Below are 19,603 nucleotides of genomic sequence, written 5' to 3'. Positions count from 1 at the left end.
AATGGGGGCGAGAACTGACGCGCCCGGCGGTGTGATCTGTGTTTGCAAGTTCTGGTGCGTGCCGAAACACGCACCAGGGGATCACTTCAGATAGCCTTCCAGCTCCTGAATGATCTCCGGATCGGCCGCCTTGTCCCAGACTGCCTTGGACGCATCGACGAACTTGTCGCGCTCGCCCGGTTCCAGAGTTGTCACGGTGACACCCAGATCGCTCAGATCGTCGATCAACATGGCACCATAGCTTGCGGACCAGGCGCGGTTGGCAGCGATCCCGTCCTTGACAGCCGCATCGACCCAGCCCTGCTCCTCGTTGCTCAGGCCATCGTACCAGTCCGCCGACAGCATGATCACGCGGGCCACCGGCATGGCGTCCAGCGGCACAAAGTCCTTCAACATGTCGGTATGACGTGCCTTGATGGCCGTGGAAGCCGGGTTGAAGTATCCCTGTGCCACGCCGGTCTGCAGCGCGTTCGGCACTTCGGCAAAGCTGACCACGGTGCCTTTGGCTCCCCAACTTTCGAAGAATTTGATTTGCTCGCCGTTCTGGGCCCGTAGGCGGACTCCTTTGAGGTCGGACATCTTCGTGACCGGGATATCTGTGGTGAAGACGCCGACAAGGCCTCCGCGCATATTGAAGCCCGGGATCATCACGCCATAATCGGTGGTCTGTTCATTGATCTGGTCGAGGATACCGCTTTCGGCGACCACATCATCCATCTGCGCTTCGCTGTCGAACATGAAGGGTAAGTACAGTGCCGAGGAGATCGGAGACACTTTGAAAAGCATCGCCGGATTGCCGAGGTTCACCTCGATCAGACCGGTGGACACCTGGTCCAGACGCTCGTCTTCCTTGCCCATAGTGTCGTTGGGGTTGATCACGACATCGACATCATGCGCCGCCAGGCTGTCACGGAAGGCTGCGGCGAAAACGTATTCGCCGTCGACCTTGGCGTCTTCGGGGCCGGCGAAGGCCAAGTTGACCGGATCCATGGCGAAGGCGGGTGCCGTCAGTGTGGCCAGCGTCGCGGCTGAGGCAAGCAGGGTTTTGAAAGTCATCGGATGTTCTTTCCTGTCGAGAGGTTCTGGTTATCTAAGGGGGCGGGTCAGTTGATCAACCCGAGGAAGCGCGGCAGGGTCAGCGTCACTTCGGGGAAGAGGATCAGTACGGCCAGCAGGATCAGCTCGGCCACGAGGAAGGGCAATACCGCGCGGACAAGGCGCCAGTAGTTCATCTTCAGAACTGTAGAGAGAATCAGCAGCACGCCCCCCAGCGGCGGGGTCAGTAGGCCCACGGTCAGATTGAAACCAATCAGGATGCCCATGTGGGTCGGATCGACACCCAGCAGGATCGCCGGTGGGATCAGCAACGGGCCCAGAAGCGCCAGCGCAGCCTTCACGTCCATCAGCATGCCGGCGATCAGGAAGATCACATTCAGCAGCAGCAGGTATTCCATCTTGCCCAGGTGCATCGCTTCGACCCAGGCGACCATGGCCTGCGGGATGCGCTCAATCGACATCAGGTAGCCGAAGGTGGCGATGGCTACGAGAATAATGAAGACCGCTCCGGTCAACACCACGGTCCGCTGCAGCGAGATCAGCACGTCACGCATCCCTAGCTTGCCGTAGAAGCGTCCCACCATCAGCGCCGCGACAGAGGCCACGCCCGCCGCTTCAGCGGGGGTCATGATGCCCAGTAGGATACCTGACATGATGATGATAGGCAGCGACAGCGCAGGGAGCGCCTGCAACAGCGCGGGGAGGAAGGCCGGAAGCTCTGCGCTGCGGCCGCCGGGATGGCCATCCCGGTGCGCGATTACTGCATTGATCACCATGAGCACGGCGGCCAGCAGCAGGCCGGGTACGATGCCGCCGGCAAACAGTGCCACGACCGAGGTATTCATGAGCGCGCCGTAGAAAATCAGGATGACCGAGGGCGGGATGATTGGTCCGATAATCGAGGAGGCAGCGGTAATGGCTGCGGCGTAGTCGCGTGTGTAACCCTCCTTCTCCATCGCAGGGACCAGAGTGTTGCCCAGAGCTGCGGCGTCTGCCGTGGCCGAGCCGGAGACGCCCGCGAAGAAGACGGAGGTCAGTACATTCACATGGCCAAGCCCGCCCTTGAAACGCCCCATGATCGACATAGAGAACTTGATCAATGCCTCGGTGACGCCGCCTCGGTTCATCAACTCGCCTGTCAGGATGAACAGCGGCATAGCCAAGAAGGCGAAAACATTCAGCTGCCCCATGACCCGTTGCGGCAGGGCGGCAAGAAAACGGGCGTGATCCTCAGTGACAAAGGCCAGCACCGTGGCGCTACCGACAAAATAGGCAATCCCGCCACCCGACAGGACGGTCAGAATCAGGAATAAGAGGGGCAATGCAGGCATGGGGGTCTCCTTTGGATTCACCAAAGGGGATCGGAGATATATATCACAATGTAAATATTTTAATTAAGCCATAGCTATTAGCTATGGAGTGTACGATAATTAAAGGTGTTTATAGTTTCTCGGGCTTTCAGAAAATTATTCTTGATCAGCCCGCCTGCGCAAAAAAACAGCAAAAATCCGGAAAGGTTAGCCATGAGTCGTCTCTCCCGAGGTGGGTTGAACATCCATCGGCTTCAAATTTTTCGCACGATCATGGAAACTGGCAGTATTTCTGCCGCCGCCAAACGACTCAGGATGGCGCAACCGACCGTCAGTCGCCATCTGGCTGTGCTGGAGGATGAATTGGGGTTTACCCTCTTCACGCGTGAACCGGGGAGGATAGATCCGACGTGGGAGGCTAATCGCCTATACGCCGAATCCGCAGGTCTAGCCGAGCGCCTCAGCTATGTTGAGCAGAGCATCGCGACAATCCTGGCTGGGGAGGCAGAACCTCTGCGGATTATGGCGGCCCCCTCGATGTGTTTCGACTTGTTGCCTAGGACGTTGGCGCGCTGGCGAAACGAGGTGCCAATGACGGAGGCGACACTTGATAGTGGGCGCGCCGTTGAACAAATCCGGGCAATCCGGGCCGGAGAGATCGACATCGGTGTCGCTGGCGCCCTCGGAGCGCTTCCCGGCCTGAAGGTGACGCCGATGCACCGGAACAGGTTGGTTGCGGTCATGCCGCAGGACCATCCTCTGACAGCACGCGACAAGGTGGCGCTGGAAGATTTTGCCGATCATTCTTGTATTTTGCCAAGCCCTTCTGCCCCAATAGGGGGGATGATCCTCAAGGCTTTCGAAGACGCAGGCATCCGACCCGCGCGGGTTATGACCTCTTTCACGCCCTCATTTTCGGTTGGACTTGCCAGAGCGCTCGATTGTGTGGCCATTACGGACGAGTTGGTCTTCCAGGCCCTCGGAACCGATAATATCGTTATGCGAAATGTTTTGGGCCTGCCCGATATTGAGTTGGTCTGCCTTGAACAGGAAAACAATCCGCAGCGTAGGGTCGTCGAGGTCTTTAAGGAGTCATTGCGACTAACCCTACAGGACCTCTTTCCAGAGGGGTAATTCTTATGGCTCTGAGCCAAGGGTAAAGCTAAAGCGTTTCGGCTTAAACCTGAATCAGGGTTTGAGCAGAAACGCGGAGCAACGTCCAAGCGGAGCGGGCGTTTCGACTTTATGTGATAGATCAAGTTAAAGTCGAAACGCTTTAGGTCGCGTCAAGAGTGGTTCTCAATTTGCCAAACACATCCTCGACGCATTCTTTGAGAGGTTCTTTTCCATCGTTTTCGGCCCAGATATCGATGGCCAAGCGCAAAGCCCCCACTGAGATCATAGCGACAATCTGCAACTCTGTGCGTCTTTCCTCGTCAGGCCAGCGTTCACGAAGGGCGGAGAAGGCTGCTTCTTCCAGACGTAGGTATTTCGTCTTGTTGCTCTCCCGAAGCTTTTCGTCCGAGCGGATGATCTGGTCGATTATCCGCGCCTGTGCGGGATCAAACAGCGCCATTTTACTCGTCAGAACGCGCTGCAAGAGTTCTAGCGGAGGCCGGTCGGAGGGATGCTGAAGGATGGCTTCATGCAGTGCTTCAGGCAATCCCGTCTGCCATGCTCCCAATATCTCTTCTTTCGAGCGGAAGTAATAGAAGAACGTCCTCCGTGAGATTCCCGCCGCTTCGGCGATTGCATCAAGGGTTGTCGCCTCGAAGCCGTCTGAAGCGAACAGCTCAAGTGCCTTCTCCGTGATCCGCGCAAGCGTCTCACGTCGTTTGGTTTCTCGCCAGGATTCTTGTCGTTTTTGCGTCATGGCCTTGCTCTATCGCAATCTGCACAGCTTGTAAATTTGCACCTATTGCAAAATTACACTTAGTGCAATATTTGTGAGTCGTGAAATTGAAGATGCAGAGAGGAGCCTTCATGAAGATCGCAGTCATTGGTGCTACGCGTGGGATTGGCCTCGCACTTGTTCGTGCCGCGCTCGCAGACGGGCATGAAGTGTCAGTTCTGGCGCGGGATCCGTCCGCGATGCCCATGAGCGCTCCCAACCTGCGCGTGGTAAAGGGTGATGCCACGCAGGCTAAGGATGTCGCGGATTTCGTTCGCGGTCAGGAGGTCGTATGTGACTGTCTGGGCACCAAGAATGTCACCCGAGAAGTGACTATGTTCTCGCGCTCGGCGAAGAACCTGGCGGCCGCTCTCGGGCCGGAGCAATTGCTGATTGCCGTTACCGGGATCGGTTCTGGCGACAGCAAAGGCTCTGGCGGTTTCCTCTATGACCGGGTGTTCATGCCTCTGGTTCTGAAACGGCAGTATGCCGACAAAACGGTTCAGGAGCGCATCATCAAGGAGGGCATCGCCCGGTGGATCATCGTGCGCCCCGGCTTCCTGAACAATGGACCGCATACCGGAAAATACCGCGCGCTCACCGACCTCCGGGGCATCAAGGGCGGCAAGATTTCCCGCGAAGATGTCGCCGATTTCATCCTCAAGCAGGCGAAATCGCCCGACTTTCTCAATCAAACACCGCTGCTCATTTACTGAGCGGCCCGGCAACAAGGAAAAAGCAATGACGGATACTTCAAACGCTGGGACGTTCCGACTTGGCGACCGTTCCGTGACCCGCTTGGGTTATGGGACGATGCAACTTCCCGGCAAGGGCGCGTTTGGTCCACCGAAGGACCGAGACGCGGCGCTCGCGGTTTTGCGCACTGCCGTCGAGGCCGGTGTCACTCACATCGACACCGCCGATTTCTACGGCCCGCATGTGTCGAACGAACTGATCCGGGAAGCGCTGCATCCCTATCCCGACGATCTGGTCATTGTCACCAAGGTCGGTGCGCTGCGAGGGGCGGACGGATCGTGGGAACACGCGCAGGAGCCTGAGAAGCTGGTTCAGGCCGTTCACGACAATCTGAAAAGCCTCGGCGTCGATGTCCTTGATGTGGTGAACCTGCGCATCATCGAGGGCGAAGGCATGGCACCGGCCGAAGGATTGATCGAAGCGCGCTATACTGCCCTGGCGGAGTTGCAGCAACAGGGGCTGATCCGGCATCTGGGCCTGAGCAACGCCACCGAAGCGCAGATTGAGGAGGCGCAGCGTATCGCGCCTGTGGTCTGCGTGCAGAACCATTACAATCTGGTCAGCCGCGCCGATGACGCCCTGATCGACATTCTGTCGAAGCAGGGCATCGCCTATGTGCCTTTCTTTCCGTTGGGCGGGTTCAACCAAATTCAATCGGACAGGCTTTCCGCCATTGCCGCACGGCTTGAGGCCTCGCCCTTGCAAGTGGCTCTCGCATGGCTCCTGGCGCGTGCTCCGAACATCCTGCTGATCCCAGGAACCTCGCAGGTCGTGCATCTGAAGGAAAACCTGGCGGCAGGAGAGCTGGTGTTGCCTGACGCAACACTTGCCGAACTGGATCAACTCGACTGACCCGCGCCACCGTAATATCTGAACAGGAGATACCAATGACAGCTGATAGCACCCCCCGACCGGGGCCGCGCATTCCCGGCGCAGCCGCCGAAGCCCCCACATTTGGCGGCAAACACTGGACGGCGCCGGATTTTTTCAATTCGAACGTCCTGATCGACGCGCTGACCAAGCATATCCTAAGCCTCATGTCCTATGGCATGACCGATCTCGGCGAGGTGCTTGAGGTCATCGGTCAGCTCAAGGGTAGCGATGAAGCGATCTGGATGGACGCTTGGGGCGAGTTGGCGCAACGCTTGCAGGAACGGGCCGAGGCGGCAGACGCCAAGGGCAACACGATCTCTGCGTCCACCGGATATCTGAGGGCATCGACCTACTGGCGCTGCGCGCTGCTCTATTACAGCGATTTCGAGGACCCGCGGATGAAGGACTACGCGGTCGCCAGCATGAAGTGCTACAAGCGCTACCTCGACCTTTCCGGCTATCCCGGCGAATACGTGGAATTCCCCTATGGCGACAGCTTCCTTCCCGGCTATTTCTACCGCTCGCCTGTGGCGGGTGAAAAGGCACCGCTGCTGATCATCACGCCCGGACGTGACACATTCGCGGACGATACCCGCTGGGTCTATGAGGGCGCGTTGCAACGCGGCATCCATTGCCTGGTCTATGACGGGCCGGGGCAGGGGTTTGCCCTGCGTTTGAACGGTCTCACCTTCCGTCCGGATTGGGAAAACGTCGTCACGCCGATGCTCGACCTCGCTCTTGAGAAATTCCCCGAGATCGACGCCGACCGTATCGGTGCAATGGGGCTGAGCTTTGGCGGGTTCCTGACGCCGCGCGTGGCAGCCTTCGACAAGCGCATTAAGGTCTGCGTCGCCGACCCCGGCAATATCAGCTGGGGCAGCGGTATCGTCGAGCGGTTAAAGATGGTCGCGGACAAGCCGCTGGCGGCCATGCCGGAACAGATGCGCAACTTGGTGAAGGACTACGCCTGGAAGCACGGTGTGCCGAACACCATCCAGGATGTGATCGAGGTTCTGGCGGACTATGACAACTCCGCGATCCTCGATCAGGTGACCTGCGAAACCCTGGTCCTCGACGGCACGGCCGAGGTGTTCAAGGGCGCCCCGGCGTTCTTCGAGGCACTGAGCTGCCCGAAGGAATACATGTTGTTCGATGAGACCTCGACCGCGCAGTCCCACTGCCAGATCGGTGGTTACGCTCGCGCGACCGAGGACATCTTTGACTGGCTGGCCGAACGGCTCTAACTGAAGTCGAAACTAAAGCGTTTTTCGTTTAATCTGAATTAGATTGAGCGAAAAACGTTGCCACACTGAATTGATATTGCTGCGTTTCTCAAAAATTGAGTGCCTCAAGTTTTTTGAAAAACGCTTTAAGGGGGATATCCGAAAATTGGATCATCCCCCTTATTATCACTGCCGCTGGCTGTAATACGAATTTGGCGGTGTCCGGTGTCCGGTGTTTGAGTGAATGCCTCTTACGACGTCATAGCGCGCAGTAGCTATGCAAGCTATGTGGCACTCACACTGAACAGGGGGGCGTGTTGGCGAGTTAGCTCCGGTGAAAGACAAGACCGAGCCAGTCGAAAACGAAAACTCCTGACGTTTGCAGGCCGGTTTCCGAAGCCCGCACTCTTCGCGCCTCGTTACTCGACACCAGCCCGACATACCGGCTGTGCGCGATCTCATCGCTTGGCTGCGAGGTTATGTCGATGACGCGAAGACCGAGACGAAGAGCCATGGCTTGAACCGAGGGATCGGTTACATCAAGTTGCCCGACCCGTGGACGCCCCGCAGAAAGACGCGAGGATAGCCCCAAGAGCTGGTCGTCGGACGAAACGAAAATCGAGACAGGATAGCGGGTTTTGCCGATCACCGACATCTGTTCCTGAAACAGATCAAGGTCGATATCGGGGGCTGCCAGGACAACCTCGAGCCGATCGATGACATCTTTGCGGCCTGTCAGGCTTAGCTGGCGCAACGCCTCCATCGTCAGTCGTGCGCCCATGCTATGAGCCAGAACGGGCAAGGGCTCGCTGGAGGCTCTGGCATCCACGAGCTGGATCATAAGCTCCGCAAGCGCATCTCTGGAGAAATCCGCAGCATCCCTGTCGGCAAGGTATGCCGTCGCTTGCCCTTCGGATGGCCATGCGAACAGCACCAGATCGCCGTCGATATCCATATCGGCTGATAACTGAGCAGCACGATAGAGAGCTTCCTGAAAGTTCGTGTTGAACCCATGGACATAGAGCCCCTCGGCATCGGGTGCGTGCGTGGAAGAGAATGATCTGCGATCCAGATCCATTCGTGCTAGCGTTACGAACGTGTCGCTCGGATCCGCCCGCTCCCCGGAACGCGCCCATTCGATAGCGCCAGTCTTATGGCCGGGGGGGATTGCGATATCAAACGACGCATAGGTGGCTACTATATTCCTGTCCGCGCTATAGGCGTATAGCGCATCTACGGGCTTGTCGCGATTGGTGACCGTGTCCACCGTCACCACTTTGGCACCGGCCGGAAGCGCGACATTCTGTGGCAAAAGAAAATCTGGCCCGGGTCGTGACGTACATGCCGCCAACGTACCGGTACTGATCCAAATCAGCAGCAGGTATCTGAGACGGGCGGGCCGAATGAAGCGAGCTAGCCTGCGGAAACTGTACCCATCGCTTGGCAGCTCATGTTGCAAAGTTGAACAGGCGGAAGGTGCCTGAACTTGGTTCAATATACACCTCACCGGCCCACATCCGTAGTTTTCGAAACTGGTAGGAAAATGACGAGCAGTATCGCTCACGCGCGACGCATCATCTCTTACTCTCTTGTTGTCCACGACGCCCCGACCTTGCATTTTGTTTGCGCGGCTCCTGAATATTGGACGACTGAACCCTAGGCATTTCTGGTCGTGATTGCGCCGACTGCCTGCGCGGCCACGCTGAGCTGGCACCTGCACCCCGCTAACTCGCCCTATGATGGAACAGTGTCTCATTTGGCCGTTGCAATCGATTGTCTGAAAAGAAGCAGGCTAGCGGCGAGGAACACGGCTCCCATTCCAAACATGGTCGCGACTTCGCGCCACACAAGTTCAATTCCTGCTCCCCTGAACGCGACAGCTTGCATCAGCGCTACATAGTGACGCGACGGCAAGAGCCAGGTTATGTATTGCAGCCACTGCGGCTGGCTTTCGACCGGCAGCATGCCCCCTGACAAGATCATCATAGGGAAGATGGCCATCAACATCAGCAGAGCGAACTGCGCCATGGTGCGTGCGAGCGTTCCGAGCAGCATGCCGATTGCCGCCGCAGCAAAGACGTAGATCATGCTGCCCAGAATGATCAAACCGCGTGAGCCGGCAATGGGAACCTCGAGCACACCCTCTACGACGAACAGCAGAGAGCATGTGAAGGCGACGATGATGACCAAGCCGTTCGCCCAGACTTTGGCAAGCGCGATTTCGAAGGCCGTGAGCGGCATCACCATGAGGTGTTCGATCGTACCGTGCTCTCGCTCGCGCAGTAGAGCAGCCCCGGTCAGGATGATCATAAGCATAGAAAGCTGATCGGCGAGACTGACGACCGACCTGAACCAGGCCTGAGTTCCATTTGGATTGAACGCCCGTCGAACCACGAGCTCTGACCCAGAACTGGTGTCTTGTGCGCCGCCGTTCAGGGTGCGCGCTATTTCGTTTGCCACGATGTTCTGGATATAGCCCGCGCCCAGAGACGCCTGCTGCGAGGCAGTGGCGTCCATGCTGAGTTGGATTTCCGTATCCCGCCCCCGCTTTATATCCTGCTCGAAACGAGGAGGGATGACGACGATGAATGTGTAGCGACCTTCGTCCATGGCGCTGTCCATTTCGGCGGCATCTATGGTTTCGACGGTTTGGAAATACGGCGGATAAAACTGCGCTGCTAATGAGCGGGAGAGCGTCGAGCGGTCTTCGTCGACGATTGCGATGGCGGCATTGTTGACGGTTTCTCCGCCGCCAGTCGCCTGCGTGTATATGCTGAGGCCAAACGACCAGATGATGAAGAGGATCATCATCATGTCCTTTGCAAGCGACCGAAGTTCCTTTGTGCCGAGCCAGAATATGTTGGAGAGGCTGGGCATCATCGTTCCTGTTTTCTCAAAAAGAGCACCGAAAGCACGAGAAAGGCCACAGGAAACAGCGCGAGAGCCATGAGATCCATCGCCATGTCGCCGAAGCCGAGCCCTTTGGTGAACGCCCCGACGCTTATCTCCCGATAGTAGGTCGTCGGCCAAAGCGCGCCCATGGAGCGTGCTGCACCTTCCAGCGAGGAGACTGGCTGTGTCATGCCCGAGAATTGCATGGTCGGAAGCAACGACAAGACCGCGCCGGCGAACACTGCTGCCACCTGGCTTTTCGTTACAGTTGAAATGAAGAGCCCATAGCCGGTTGCTCCGGCCGTATAGAGCAAAGCCGCGCAGACCAGCATCGCGCCGCTGCCCTTGAGGGGAACGCCAAAGATGAACAACACAGTCGCCGTCATGATGACGAAGTTGATCATTCCGACGCCGAGATAGGGCAACTGCTTGCCGACTAGGAATTCGAGCCGGGTCGTCGGTGTCACGTAGAAGTTGGTGATCGTACCGATTTCCTTTTCTCGAGCGACACTGACCGCAACCAGGATCGCGAGGAACATAATCAGCAGCATGGCAGGAACGGACGGTCCGAAAGAATAGATGCTCTCGTCCGTCGGATTGTAGCGGTACCGGATCTGGAATTCAGCAGATGACTGCGAAATACCTGCAGAGCCCATTTCCAGACTTCTTTGCTGAAAGAAGTGTTGGTGCGCCGCGCTTACGTACGCTTCAATGGTGCCTGCCCGTGTGGTGTTCGCGCCATCGATCCAGGCAGAGACCTCTACCTCAGAGCCTCGTTGCAGCATACGACCGAAATTCGGTGGAATTTCGAGGACGAGGCTGACGTCACTTGCCTGCAATTGGTGTTCCATTTCCGCCAAGCTGTGGACCGCCGGGCGCTCCGTAAAATAGCGCGAGCTCGAAAAACCTGAGAGGTAAGCGCGGCTTTCGGGCGTGTTATCATGATCGAAGGCGGCATAGGCCAGGTTCGTTACGTCGGCGGACATGCCGAAACCGAAGAGCAACATCATGATGAAGGAACCAACAAACGCGAAGGCAAGCCGAACGGGATCGCGTATCAGCGATAGCGTTTCGCACTGCGCGTAGGCGAGCAGGCGCTGCAATGGTTGGAAACGTCGGTGCCCGGGGGATTCGAGCGCCTCCCCCTGCGCAACGGGCGTCTGGACGCTTGGCGCGGTTTCAGACGCTCCGGCTTCCTCAATGTAAGCGATAAATGCCGCTTCGAGATCCGGAGCGCTTTTTGAAGCAATCACGTTCGTGGGGGCGTCGCAGACGAGCACACGACCGGCGTGCATCAGTGAGATGCGGTCGCAACGCATTGCCTCACTCATGAAATGCGTGGAGACGAAGACGGTCACCTTGCGATTGCGCGACAGGTCTACAAGCAGCCGCCAGAACTCGTCGCGGGCCTGTGGATCGACGCCGGAGGTCGGTTCGTCAAGGATAAGAAGCTCGGGGTCATGGACGATGGCGACCGCCAACGAAAGCCGCTGACGCACGCCGAGCGGGAGGGAACCAGCGTCGGCATCTGCGTAGTCGTCAAGTCCGATTTCCCTTATGAGCCTTTCGCTGCGGTCGGCAGCCTCGGCTTCGCCCAGATGAAACAAGCGGGCGTGCAGAAGAAGATTCTGACGAACCGTGAGCTCGCTGTAGAGCGAAAAGGATTGCGTCATAAAGCCGACACGTCGGCGAACCGACAGATCATTGGCATCGACCGGACTGCCGCATACCCGGGCTTCGCCTTCCGTTGGTGCGAGCAGACCGGTCAGCATTTTCATGGTCGTGGTCTTGCCGCAGCCATTGGAGCCGAGAAAACCGAAAATCTCGCCTTTCTCGATGGTGAAGCTGACCTTATCGACCGCGGTGAACTTACCGAAACGGCAGGTTAGATCGTTTGCGACTATGACCGGTTCTTCTCCGCTCGGCTTCAGTGGCGGAATGACAAGGCGCTCAAGCTTGCTTCTCTGTCCTGGCTGCAATGCAGAGAAGACCGCTTCAAGATCCTGCTCGCCGGTGGATTCGCGCAGCTCGTCGGCGGAACCCGACGCGAGAACTTTTCCGCGGTCCACTGCGACCAGCCAATCGCAGTGGTTTGCTTCATCCATATAGGCGGTCGAGACGATAACGCTCATGTTAGGCCGGTCGCGGCGCAGTTCGGCGATGAGTGTCCAGAACTGTCGACGTGACAACGGGTCTACGCCGGTGGTCGGTTCATCAAGTATGAGAAGATCAGGATCGTGGATGAGGGCGCAGCACAGCCCCAGCTTTTGCTTCATGCCCCCCGACAGTTTTCCCACAGGTCGATCGAGAAAGGGAAGCAGCCCCGTCGCCGCCGTGAGCTGTTCAATGCGTTGCTGGCGTTCGCTTGCCGAAAGGCCGAAGAGTGTTCCGAAGAACGTGAGGTTTTCGGCGACGCTGATCTCCTGGTAGAGGTTCTTGCCAAGCCCTTGCGGCATATAGGCGATGCGCGTGCAAACCGCCCGGCGATGCCCGGGATCAGCCATCTCCCCATCCAAGACCTCGACGGAGCCGTCCTGCAACTTACGCGCGCCGGCAATCAAGCTGAGTAGGGTCGACTTGCCAGCGCCATCGGGACCAATGAGGCCTGTCATCTGGCCAGCCGTCAGGTCCAGAGATACATCGTCGAGCGCCAAAACACTGCCGTAGGAATGAGACACACTGCGAATGCGTGCGATCGGACCAGCGAGAGCCTTCATGGCTAGTCCTCTGCATCGACGGGATCACCCGGGAAACGCGCTTGCAGGAACTCAGGCCAATCCGGAGGATTTGAGCCGAGCCGGACATAGCCCATGCCTCTTGTGCCGGTTTTTGCTTGCTCGACATGTTGCTCGATGAGATTTGCAGGGACACGCAGCTTGACCCGGAACATCAGATTGTCGCGTTCATCCTGCGTCTCGACTTGTTTCGGAGTGAATTGGGCCTCTGGCGAGACGAAGCTCACAATTGCCGGTATGGCAAAGTCGGCACCATCGAATTGGATACGGGCTTGCGATCCGACAGGAACCAGCATCGCCTGTCGGGCCGGAAGATAGATTTCCATGTAGATCTCTGAGAGATCGATGATCGTCAGAACCTTGCCGCCGGCGCTGACGACCTCACCTGGATTAGCAAGACGATAGAGAACGCGCCCCCTGACCGGAGCAGTCAGAGTCATGTCTGCAATCTGAACGTCAATCTGATCCACAAGTGCTTTTGCGGCCTCGATTGAACGCTCTCTGACTGCCACACTTCGTTCCGCTGCATCAAGAATAGCCCGCGCGGCATCGTGCTCGCTCTGTGCCTCATCTCGCTTTTGCTGACTGATAGCGTCTCTTTCGGCGAGCTCCAGCGCACGACGGAGAGTGGCTTCTTTCAGCGCGAGTTCAGCTTGACGCTGCACGACTGTTGCCTGCGCCTCCAGCAATGAGGCCTCTTCGGCCGTTTGGTCGGCGACATATTTGGCGCGTTGGGCTTGAAGCTCTGCCGCATCGATGCGTGCAAGAACCTCTCCAGCAGAAACGAGGGCGCCTTCTTGGACGAGTACGTCCTGCAAGCGTCCGGCGGATTTGGCGGATATATCGATCTGATCGGCTTCGAGCCGACCATTCCCCGACGCGAGACCGTCAGGAAGGCCTTCCTGCTGGCTTTGCCACCAGTACCAGCCTGCGCCAGCGGTCGCTGCAACAAATACGAAAATGATCAATATGCGTGTCATGGCGCTGCGGCGGGGCTTCACAAAGGATACTCCTCTTTCGAATTCATCCTCCATAGACTCCACGATAACTCAAATTCTTGATCCACCTCAAATGAGAAGCAAACTATTCTTTGATACCGCGAGCAATACGATGGTTCGCTATTTTAGTAGTCCCGAAAGCATGCTCTGGTGGTCCACGCAGGGGTCGTGTGGTGAAGGGTTAGCAGGCTGAGCGTTAATGGCGGTTAAAGGATTGTAAAGTTATGTAAAATCCTCGTTTGGCTCGTGCGCCGATGAACTGCTTCCCCCTCGGTCTTGCTCCGATAGCAGGAAGTCAGCGGTTTCGGCGCGTGAAATGCTCCCGTCCTGAATGCCATGTTCCAAATCGCTCACCCAGCATCAGCATCGCCGGTGTCACGATCAGAGTGAGGACCGTGGCAAACATCAATCCCCCTGCAATCGCTGTGCTCAGTTCGATCCACATTTGCGTAGACGGCGCGCCATAAACAACCTCACGCCGGTAAAAGTCGATACTCAGACCAATAACCATCGGAGCAAGACCGAGGGCCGTTGTTCCAGACGTCAATATCACCGGTCGCAGTCGTTGTGCCCCGGAACGCAGTGCGGCCTCCATCACCGGCATCCCCGAACGCTTCAGATGATTATAGGTGTCGATGAGGACGATGTTGTTGTTCACGACAATGCCCGCCAATGCGATTACGCCAATGCCCCCCATCACGACGCCGAATGGTCGCCCTGTCACCATCAGACCGATGAGTACCCCGGAAATTGAAAAGACGATTGCTATCATGATGATCAACGCCTGGTAAAAGCTGTTGAACTGCACGAGCAGAACCATGACCATGAGGCCGATCGCGGCCACAAATGCACTGACCAGAAAGATCATCGCGTCTTGCTGATCTTCCGCTTCTCCCGCGAAGGACCATGAGATGTTTTCTGGCAGCCCCACGCTTTCAATGGCTTTTCGGAGTGCCGTGATTTGATCATTCGCGAGCAAGCCAGGCGCGACATCGGCAGACAATGTGGTCACACGTTGCTGATCTATGCGTTTGATCGTCCCGCTACGTGGCGCGGGGGAAAAGCTCACAAAGTTCGTGATGGGTATGAGCCCTTTGTCTGTCGGCACGCGAAGACTTTCCAATTCGGCCAATGACCGCTCTCCGGCTGGAAAACGTACGCGGATGTCCACGGCATCCTCGACATTGTCTGGACGATAATCCGCGATCGCAATCCCTTGGGTCAACAATTGCACAGCCTGACCCAGCAGGGCGACATCCGCGCCAAAGCGTGCCGCCTCAGAGCGGTCAAGCCGGATTTCCCACTCTACACCTGGCAAAGGCGTCGTGTCCGTGATGTCGGTGAAACCTCCTATCCGATCCATCATCTCCCTAACTTGACGGATCGCCGCGAAGCGCGCTGTACTGTCTTGGGAGACAAGTTCCAGATTGACAGGTTTCCCCTGAGAAGGTCCTCCGGACTGCACCTGCACCTGAACATTCACGCCCGGAATTCGGGCCATGTCCGCACGGATTTGCTCAACGATCTCGACAGCGGGACGGCGCGTATCCCATTCTGTCAGCTCTAGCTGAACCGTGCCGATTACCTCTTCATCCGATTGGCGGTCGGCTCCGGTCCTTGCATATACGCTCGCAAGCTCGCCGTAACCCAACAGGCGCGTCTCGACCTGGCGGACCAGTTCATCTTGCTCATAGATCGAAAAATTGTCGCGAGCGCGCACCTCCACCTGCACGAAATCGGGTTCTGAATCAGGAAAGAACGAAATGCCGTTCCCGAAATGCCCATAGGCGACAAAGGATGAAACCAACGCAAGAATTGCGAAAATTACTGTCATTCCCGGGCGCAGAATGGCCCATTCAAGGGCGCGGATATAGATCCCTGCTGCCCCGTGCATGTTTCTGGGATCACCATTTTCGGAGACCATGATCTGAAACTTCTGTTTGGCGCTCTGTGGTTGGCGGCGCCCGATCAGCCCGCCCATGACCGGGATGACGATCAGCGCCATGAACAAGGAAGCCGCGAGTGTGAAGATCACCGTGATGGGAAGAAAGATCATGAACTTTCCGACCGTCGAATCCCAAAACAGGAGCGGGAAGAACACGCATAGCGTTGTTGCTGTTGAAGCGATGATTGGCCATGCCATCCTTTTGGCCGCCGTAGCGTAGGCCTCACGCGGTGTTTTGCCTTCATGCAAAAGCCGATCGGCCAATTCGACCGTCACGATGGCGCCATCGACCAACATGCCCACGACAAGGATCAAGCTGAATAGCACGACCATGTTCATCGTGTATCCCATGAAGAACAAGCCGGAGACACCTGCAAGAAAGGCGCCGGGAATGGCCAAGCCCACCAAGATCGACGACCGCAAACCGAGTGACCAGACAATCACGATCATGACCAGCAAGACAGCCGCGATGACATTTGATTCCAGATCTGCCAGCATCGTCTGGACCTGTTTGCTTTCGTCTTGCATGTAATCGACACGAATGCTGTCAGGCCAAGCTTTCTGCGCCTCGGCAATCAACGCCTTCACGTCATCGACGGTCTCAATGATGTTGGCGCCGCTCCGTTTGCTGACTTCCAATGCGAGAGCGGGCTGACCGTTGATCCGTGCGAAGCTGCTCGGATCTTCGAACGTGTTCCTTACGGTTGCAACATCTTCAAAGGTAACGACCGTATCGCCTGAAACCTTGATTGGCATCTCCATGATGTCGTTTGTGCCTTCGACGAGGCCCGGCACTTTTAGCACCATACGGCCTGCGCCGTTCTCAATGGCGCCAGCTGCGATCAAGAGATTGTTCCGACTGATCTGGCTTGTCAGCTCGGAGAAAGACAAGTTGTATGTTTCGAAAACGGTCGGGTCGATCAGAACTTCCAGCATTTCGACCCGTTCACCCGCGATATCGACCTCGAGCACTCCGGAGAGCGCCTCCAATCGGTCCTTGATCTCGTTGGCAAGCGCATTGAGTGTCCGTTCCGGTACGGGCCCCGACAAGATCGCTGTGAGGATGGGGAAGAGTGCAGTATTGACCTCGGTGACGGTCGGCTCGGTTGCGTCATCTGGTAGATCCCCAGCGGCCCGATCGACAGCTTCGCGCACCTTGTCCAACGCCAGGTCCGGATCGAAGCCAGGTTCGAACTCCAGTTGAACACTGGCATGCCCTTCTGAGGCCGTCCCGACCATCTCCTTGAGACCAGTCAAAGCCGCCAGTTCGGTTTCCAGCGGCTTGACGAGAAGGCGCTCAGCATCTTCGGGCGAAATTCCCTCTAAAGACGTCGAGACATAAACCGTCGGAATTTGCACCTCCGGAAAACTCTCTTTTGGGATCGCTACATAGGCGATCGCACCAACCGAAAGGATGCCGATCAAGAGCAGTACGACGACACGGGTGCGGCTGAAGGCTGCGTCGATCAGTTGGTTCATCAATCGATCTCCGTTTCGACGCCGCCCGGGACCTCGACATTAACGGACGAAACCGATCTCTCTTCACTCTGTTCCTCAGGCACAGGGATGACTTCTTCGCCCTGACTTACGAAGCCTTGGCCAATTGTGATCAGCTTTTCATTTTGCGTCAGTCCGCTGACCCAAATGCCGTCGCGCTCAGCGCGTTCGACAACAATCTCATGGAAAACGACCCGGTTCCTCTGGTCTATGGTCTTCAGTCCCAGCCTGCCGTCTTCGCTGAGCGACAAAATCGCGGGCGAGATGAAATGTGCAGCAATTTTCTCAGTTGGAATAAGGACTTGCGCCGAAACGCCTGAGGCAATCTCCCCTTCGGGATTTGGCACGATGATCTCGGCGAGGAAGGTGCGTGTGTCGGTATCCGCGTCCCGGCTGACATACTCGATTGTGCCGGTGCGCTCCTCGCCCGTGATAAAGGAGACCGTCGCCTTTTCCCCTTCGCGCACTTGGGCGAGAGCTTGCTGCGGCACTTGAATGACAATACGAAGCGGATCGATATCGAGAATGGTGCCGATTTCAGTGCCGGCTGAAACATAGGATCCAATATCCAAATCCAAGGCGTTCAGGCGGCCCGTGAAGGGCGCGCGGATGACTGTGTCATCCCGCGCTTCTTCGGCTTGAGCGAGTTGTGCCTCAGCACTGGCGAGGTCGGCCCGAACCTCTCTCAAGCGTGTGGCGGTTGCCACGCCCCGCTCGAAAAGCGATTGGGTGGTTTCGAAATCCTCTCGCGCCTGCTTTAATCCTTCTTCGGCTTCAAGAACCCGTGCTTCAAGCTCACGCGTGCTGAGGCGGGCGATTTCATCTCCCGCATTCAATGTAGCTCCTTTGATCGCTGTCAGGTGCACAACTTCACCCGAGGCCTGTGCACGAACCGCAGCGCGTCGGTCAGGCTGTGCCTGTCCTTCGGCTGCAAATATCTTCGTTACGTCCCGTGCTTCGCTCTCTCGTATAGCAACGGTAAATGTTTTCGCTTCGAGAGGGGCGGTATTATTATCTTCCTGAGGGCTAGCGACTATGAAGCCGCTTCCCATCCATCCAACCAGCGCCAGTCCCAGAAAGCAGGCAATCCACTTCGATCGGGACGCGCCCGGTTCATCATCAAACTGGAGTTTGGCTGGCGTCTCCGACGGGGGAAGAGTCATTGTGAAGATCCTCCCGCCGGGATCGTGAGTACCGTGTCAACATTCTGGTCCAATCCGACCATCTGGGCGCTCGCTCGCCAGAGCTCATCCTGTCCAACGGGATCGCGCGCCAAATCTGACGGCTCGGGGAAGGTCGGTATGCCTTTGACGAGGGAAACATACACCTTGCCCACTGGGGGCACGATCTCTCCCTTGGCAACTTTGGCAAACAGGGTGCCGGAATGCTCTGGCGTGTTCATGCTGAATTCGGGTTTGAACATCCTAAGCAGCGGAAACACAGTCGCCATCAGGGCCCTGACCGCAACCCTCTGGAGAACTGACGAATTCCCTGCACTCGTGCCACCAGTCAATCCCGGATTGAAGGCGATCACATTGATACGCCGCGCCTTCACCTCATCAAGCCGCGCGAAACTCTGCGCGGTCATGAGGTTGCATAGTTTTGAAATGCAATAGGACCGAACGCCTGTCGCAGGACCTTTCGGGCTGGGGTTGGCCCATTCCGCAATATCCATGCCTTTCGGTGCCAGCGCCTTGAAGGGCGGGTTGTGCATGTTGCTGGCGGTGATCACCAAACGACCGCCATCCGCAATCTTTGGCAGAAGCAGACGCGCCAAAAGATAGTGAGCCAGATGGTTCACAGCAAAGGTCAGCCCAAATCCATCTTCGCTTCTCTGTTCCGCATCGGATCCTCGTATGCCAGCGTTCAGAATAAGAACGTCAATTTTAGCATCGCCAAGCTGTGTGATAACATTATTGGCAAAAGAGCGTACGCTGGTCAGAGAGGTCAGATCGAGCGGAATGACCTCTACGCCGGCGGGGAGTTTCCTGTTTTGACCACGAGCCCCGACGATGACCCTGGTTTCGGGGTCGTCCGCAAGCAAACCTACTGTCTGCGACCCAAAGCCACTCGTCGCGCCAGTCATCACCATCAATCGGCGCATTGGCTCTTCGTTAGAGGTGTGCGCGCTCGGCACAGTGTTCGTATCCATATTCAATCCTTTCCGAGCCGGGCGAACAAATCGCGGCGTGCTGATGAAACAGCATTTACGCATCCACGTCGAAACGCTTGGTAAAGCATTTCACAACAGGGGCATCGGCGACTCTGGTGTGATTGTGGGGTTGAGATTTTTGCAGGCCCCTGCTGCCAAATGGGGGGGGTAGCGGCAAGCAGGGGCCCTCTCCGCGCGTGGAGCTTGAGATTTTCATGGCCCAAAGTCTTGGGATGGGCCTAAGCGACATGGGGTTTCAGTTCCTGAGCCGCTGT

The 19,603-nt window shown here is 57.2% G+C and carries 14 protein-coding genes; 4 read left to right on the top strand and 10 right to left on the bottom strand.

Going from position 1 to position 19,603, the window contains the following annotated elements; translation table 11 throughout:
- Positions 1-81: 81 nt before the first annotated feature.
- Positions 82-1,056 carry a TRAP transporter substrate-binding protein gene (locus ACYBHZ_RS11585; RefSeq protein WP_460274439.1) on the bottom strand — a complete coding sequence of 325 codons (975 nt, stop codon included), beginning with the start codon at positions 1,054-1,056 and terminating at the stop codon, positions 82-84.
- A 47-nt stretch (positions 1,057-1,103) separates the two neighbouring features.
- Positions 1,104-2,387 carry a TRAP transporter large permease gene (locus ACYBHZ_RS11580; protein ID WP_460274438.1) on the bottom strand — a complete coding sequence of 428 codons (1,284 nt, stop codon included), beginning with the start codon at positions 2,385-2,387 and terminating at the stop codon, positions 1,104-1,106.
- Positions 2,388-2,528: 141 nt separating this feature from the next.
- On the opposite strand from ACYBHZ_RS11580, the gene ACYBHZ_RS11575 reads away from it, so the two are divergent.
- Positions 2,529-3,500: a LysR family transcriptional regulator gene (locus ACYBHZ_RS11575; RefSeq protein ID WP_460274437.1), complete on the top strand. Its 972-nt coding sequence runs from the start codon at positions 2,529-2,531 to the stop codon at positions 3,498-3,500.
- A 142-nt stretch (positions 3,501-3,642) separates the two neighbouring features.
- Here ACYBHZ_RS11575 and ACYBHZ_RS11570 read toward each other — a convergent pair whose 3' ends face one another.
- A complete protein-coding gene (locus ACYBHZ_RS11570) occupies positions 3,643-4,239 on the bottom strand; it encodes a TetR/AcrR family transcriptional regulator (RefSeq protein WP_460274436.1) in 597 nt (198 codons plus the stop codon).
- A gap of 110 nt (positions 4,240-4,349) precedes the next feature.
- Here ACYBHZ_RS11570 and ACYBHZ_RS11565 point away from each other — a divergent pair, with 110 nt between their 5' ends.
- Genes ACYBHZ_RS11565 through ACYBHZ_RS11555 form a run of 3 tightly spaced genes read left to right on the top strand, consistent with a single transcriptional unit; the run spans position 4,350 to position 7,130 of the window.
- Positions 4,350-4,973, top strand: a complete 624-nt coding sequence (locus ACYBHZ_RS11565) for an NAD(P)-dependent oxidoreductase (protein WP_460274435.1) — start codon at positions 4,350-4,352, stop codon at positions 4,971-4,973.
- 25 nt (positions 4,974-4,998) lie between these two features.
- Positions 4,999-5,865: an aldo/keto reductase family oxidoreductase gene (locus ACYBHZ_RS11560; protein WP_460274434.1), complete on the top strand. Its 867-nt coding sequence runs from the start codon at positions 4,999-5,001 to the stop codon at positions 5,863-5,865.
- A gap of 35 nt (positions 5,866-5,900) precedes the next feature.
- Complete coding sequence (locus ACYBHZ_RS11555) at positions 5,901-7,130, top strand: alpha/beta hydrolase family protein (protein ID WP_460274433.1); 1,230 nt, start codon at positions 5,901-5,903, stop codon at positions 7,128-7,130.
- Between the two features lie 304 nt (positions 7,131-7,434).
- On the opposite strand, the gene ACYBHZ_RS11550 is transcribed toward ACYBHZ_RS11555, so the two are convergent.
- The 7 genes from ACYBHZ_RS11550 to ACYBHZ_RS11520 form a co-directional block, all read right to left on the bottom strand.
- Entirely contained in the window at positions 7,435-8,421 is a 987-nt protein-coding gene (locus tag ACYBHZ_RS11550) for an alpha/beta hydrolase (RefSeq protein WP_460274432.1), read from the bottom strand.
- A gap of 440 nt (positions 8,422-8,861) precedes the next feature.
- Positions 8,862-9,989: an ABC transporter permease gene (locus ACYBHZ_RS11545; RefSeq protein ID WP_460274431.1), complete on the bottom strand. Its 1,128-nt coding sequence runs from the start codon at positions 9,987-9,989 to the stop codon at positions 8,862-8,864.
- Positions 9,986-12,718, bottom strand: coding sequence for a ribosome-associated ATPase/putative transporter RbbA (gene rbbA / locus ACYBHZ_RS11540; protein ID WP_460274430.1), 2,733 nt, complete (start codon positions 12,716-12,718; stop codon positions 9,986-9,988). The genes ACYBHZ_RS11545 and rbbA overlap by 4 nt, the downstream gene beginning before the upstream one ends.
- Before the next feature lie 2 nt (positions 12,719-12,720).
- Positions 12,721-13,770, bottom strand: a complete 1,050-nt coding sequence (locus ACYBHZ_RS11535; RefSeq protein WP_460274429.1) for an HlyD family secretion protein — start codon at positions 13,768-13,770, stop codon at positions 12,721-12,723.
- A 259-nt stretch (positions 13,771-14,029) separates the two neighbouring features.
- On the bottom strand, positions 14,030-17,158 hold the full coding sequence (locus ACYBHZ_RS11530) for an efflux RND transporter permease subunit (RefSeq protein ID WP_460274428.1): 3,129 nt from the start codon (positions 17,156-17,158) through the stop codon (positions 14,030-14,032).
- Positions 17,158-18,339, bottom strand: coding sequence for an efflux RND transporter periplasmic adaptor subunit (locus tag ACYBHZ_RS11525; RefSeq protein WP_460274427.1), 1,182 nt, complete (start codon positions 18,337-18,339; stop codon positions 17,158-17,160). Before ACYBHZ_RS11525 ends, ACYBHZ_RS11530 begins: the two co-directional genes overlap by 1 nt.
- Positions 18,336-19,328, bottom strand: coding sequence for an SDR family NAD(P)-dependent oxidoreductase (locus ACYBHZ_RS11520; protein ID WP_460274426.1), 993 nt, complete (start codon positions 19,326-19,328; stop codon positions 18,336-18,338). Before ACYBHZ_RS11520 ends, ACYBHZ_RS11525 begins: the two co-directional genes overlap by 4 nt.
- Between the last annotated feature and the right edge of the window lie 275 nt (positions 19,329-19,603).

Source organism: Celeribacter sp. ULVN23_4 (assembly GCF_054788345.1).
This window is presented reverse-complemented; position numbering and strand designations above follow the sequence as displayed.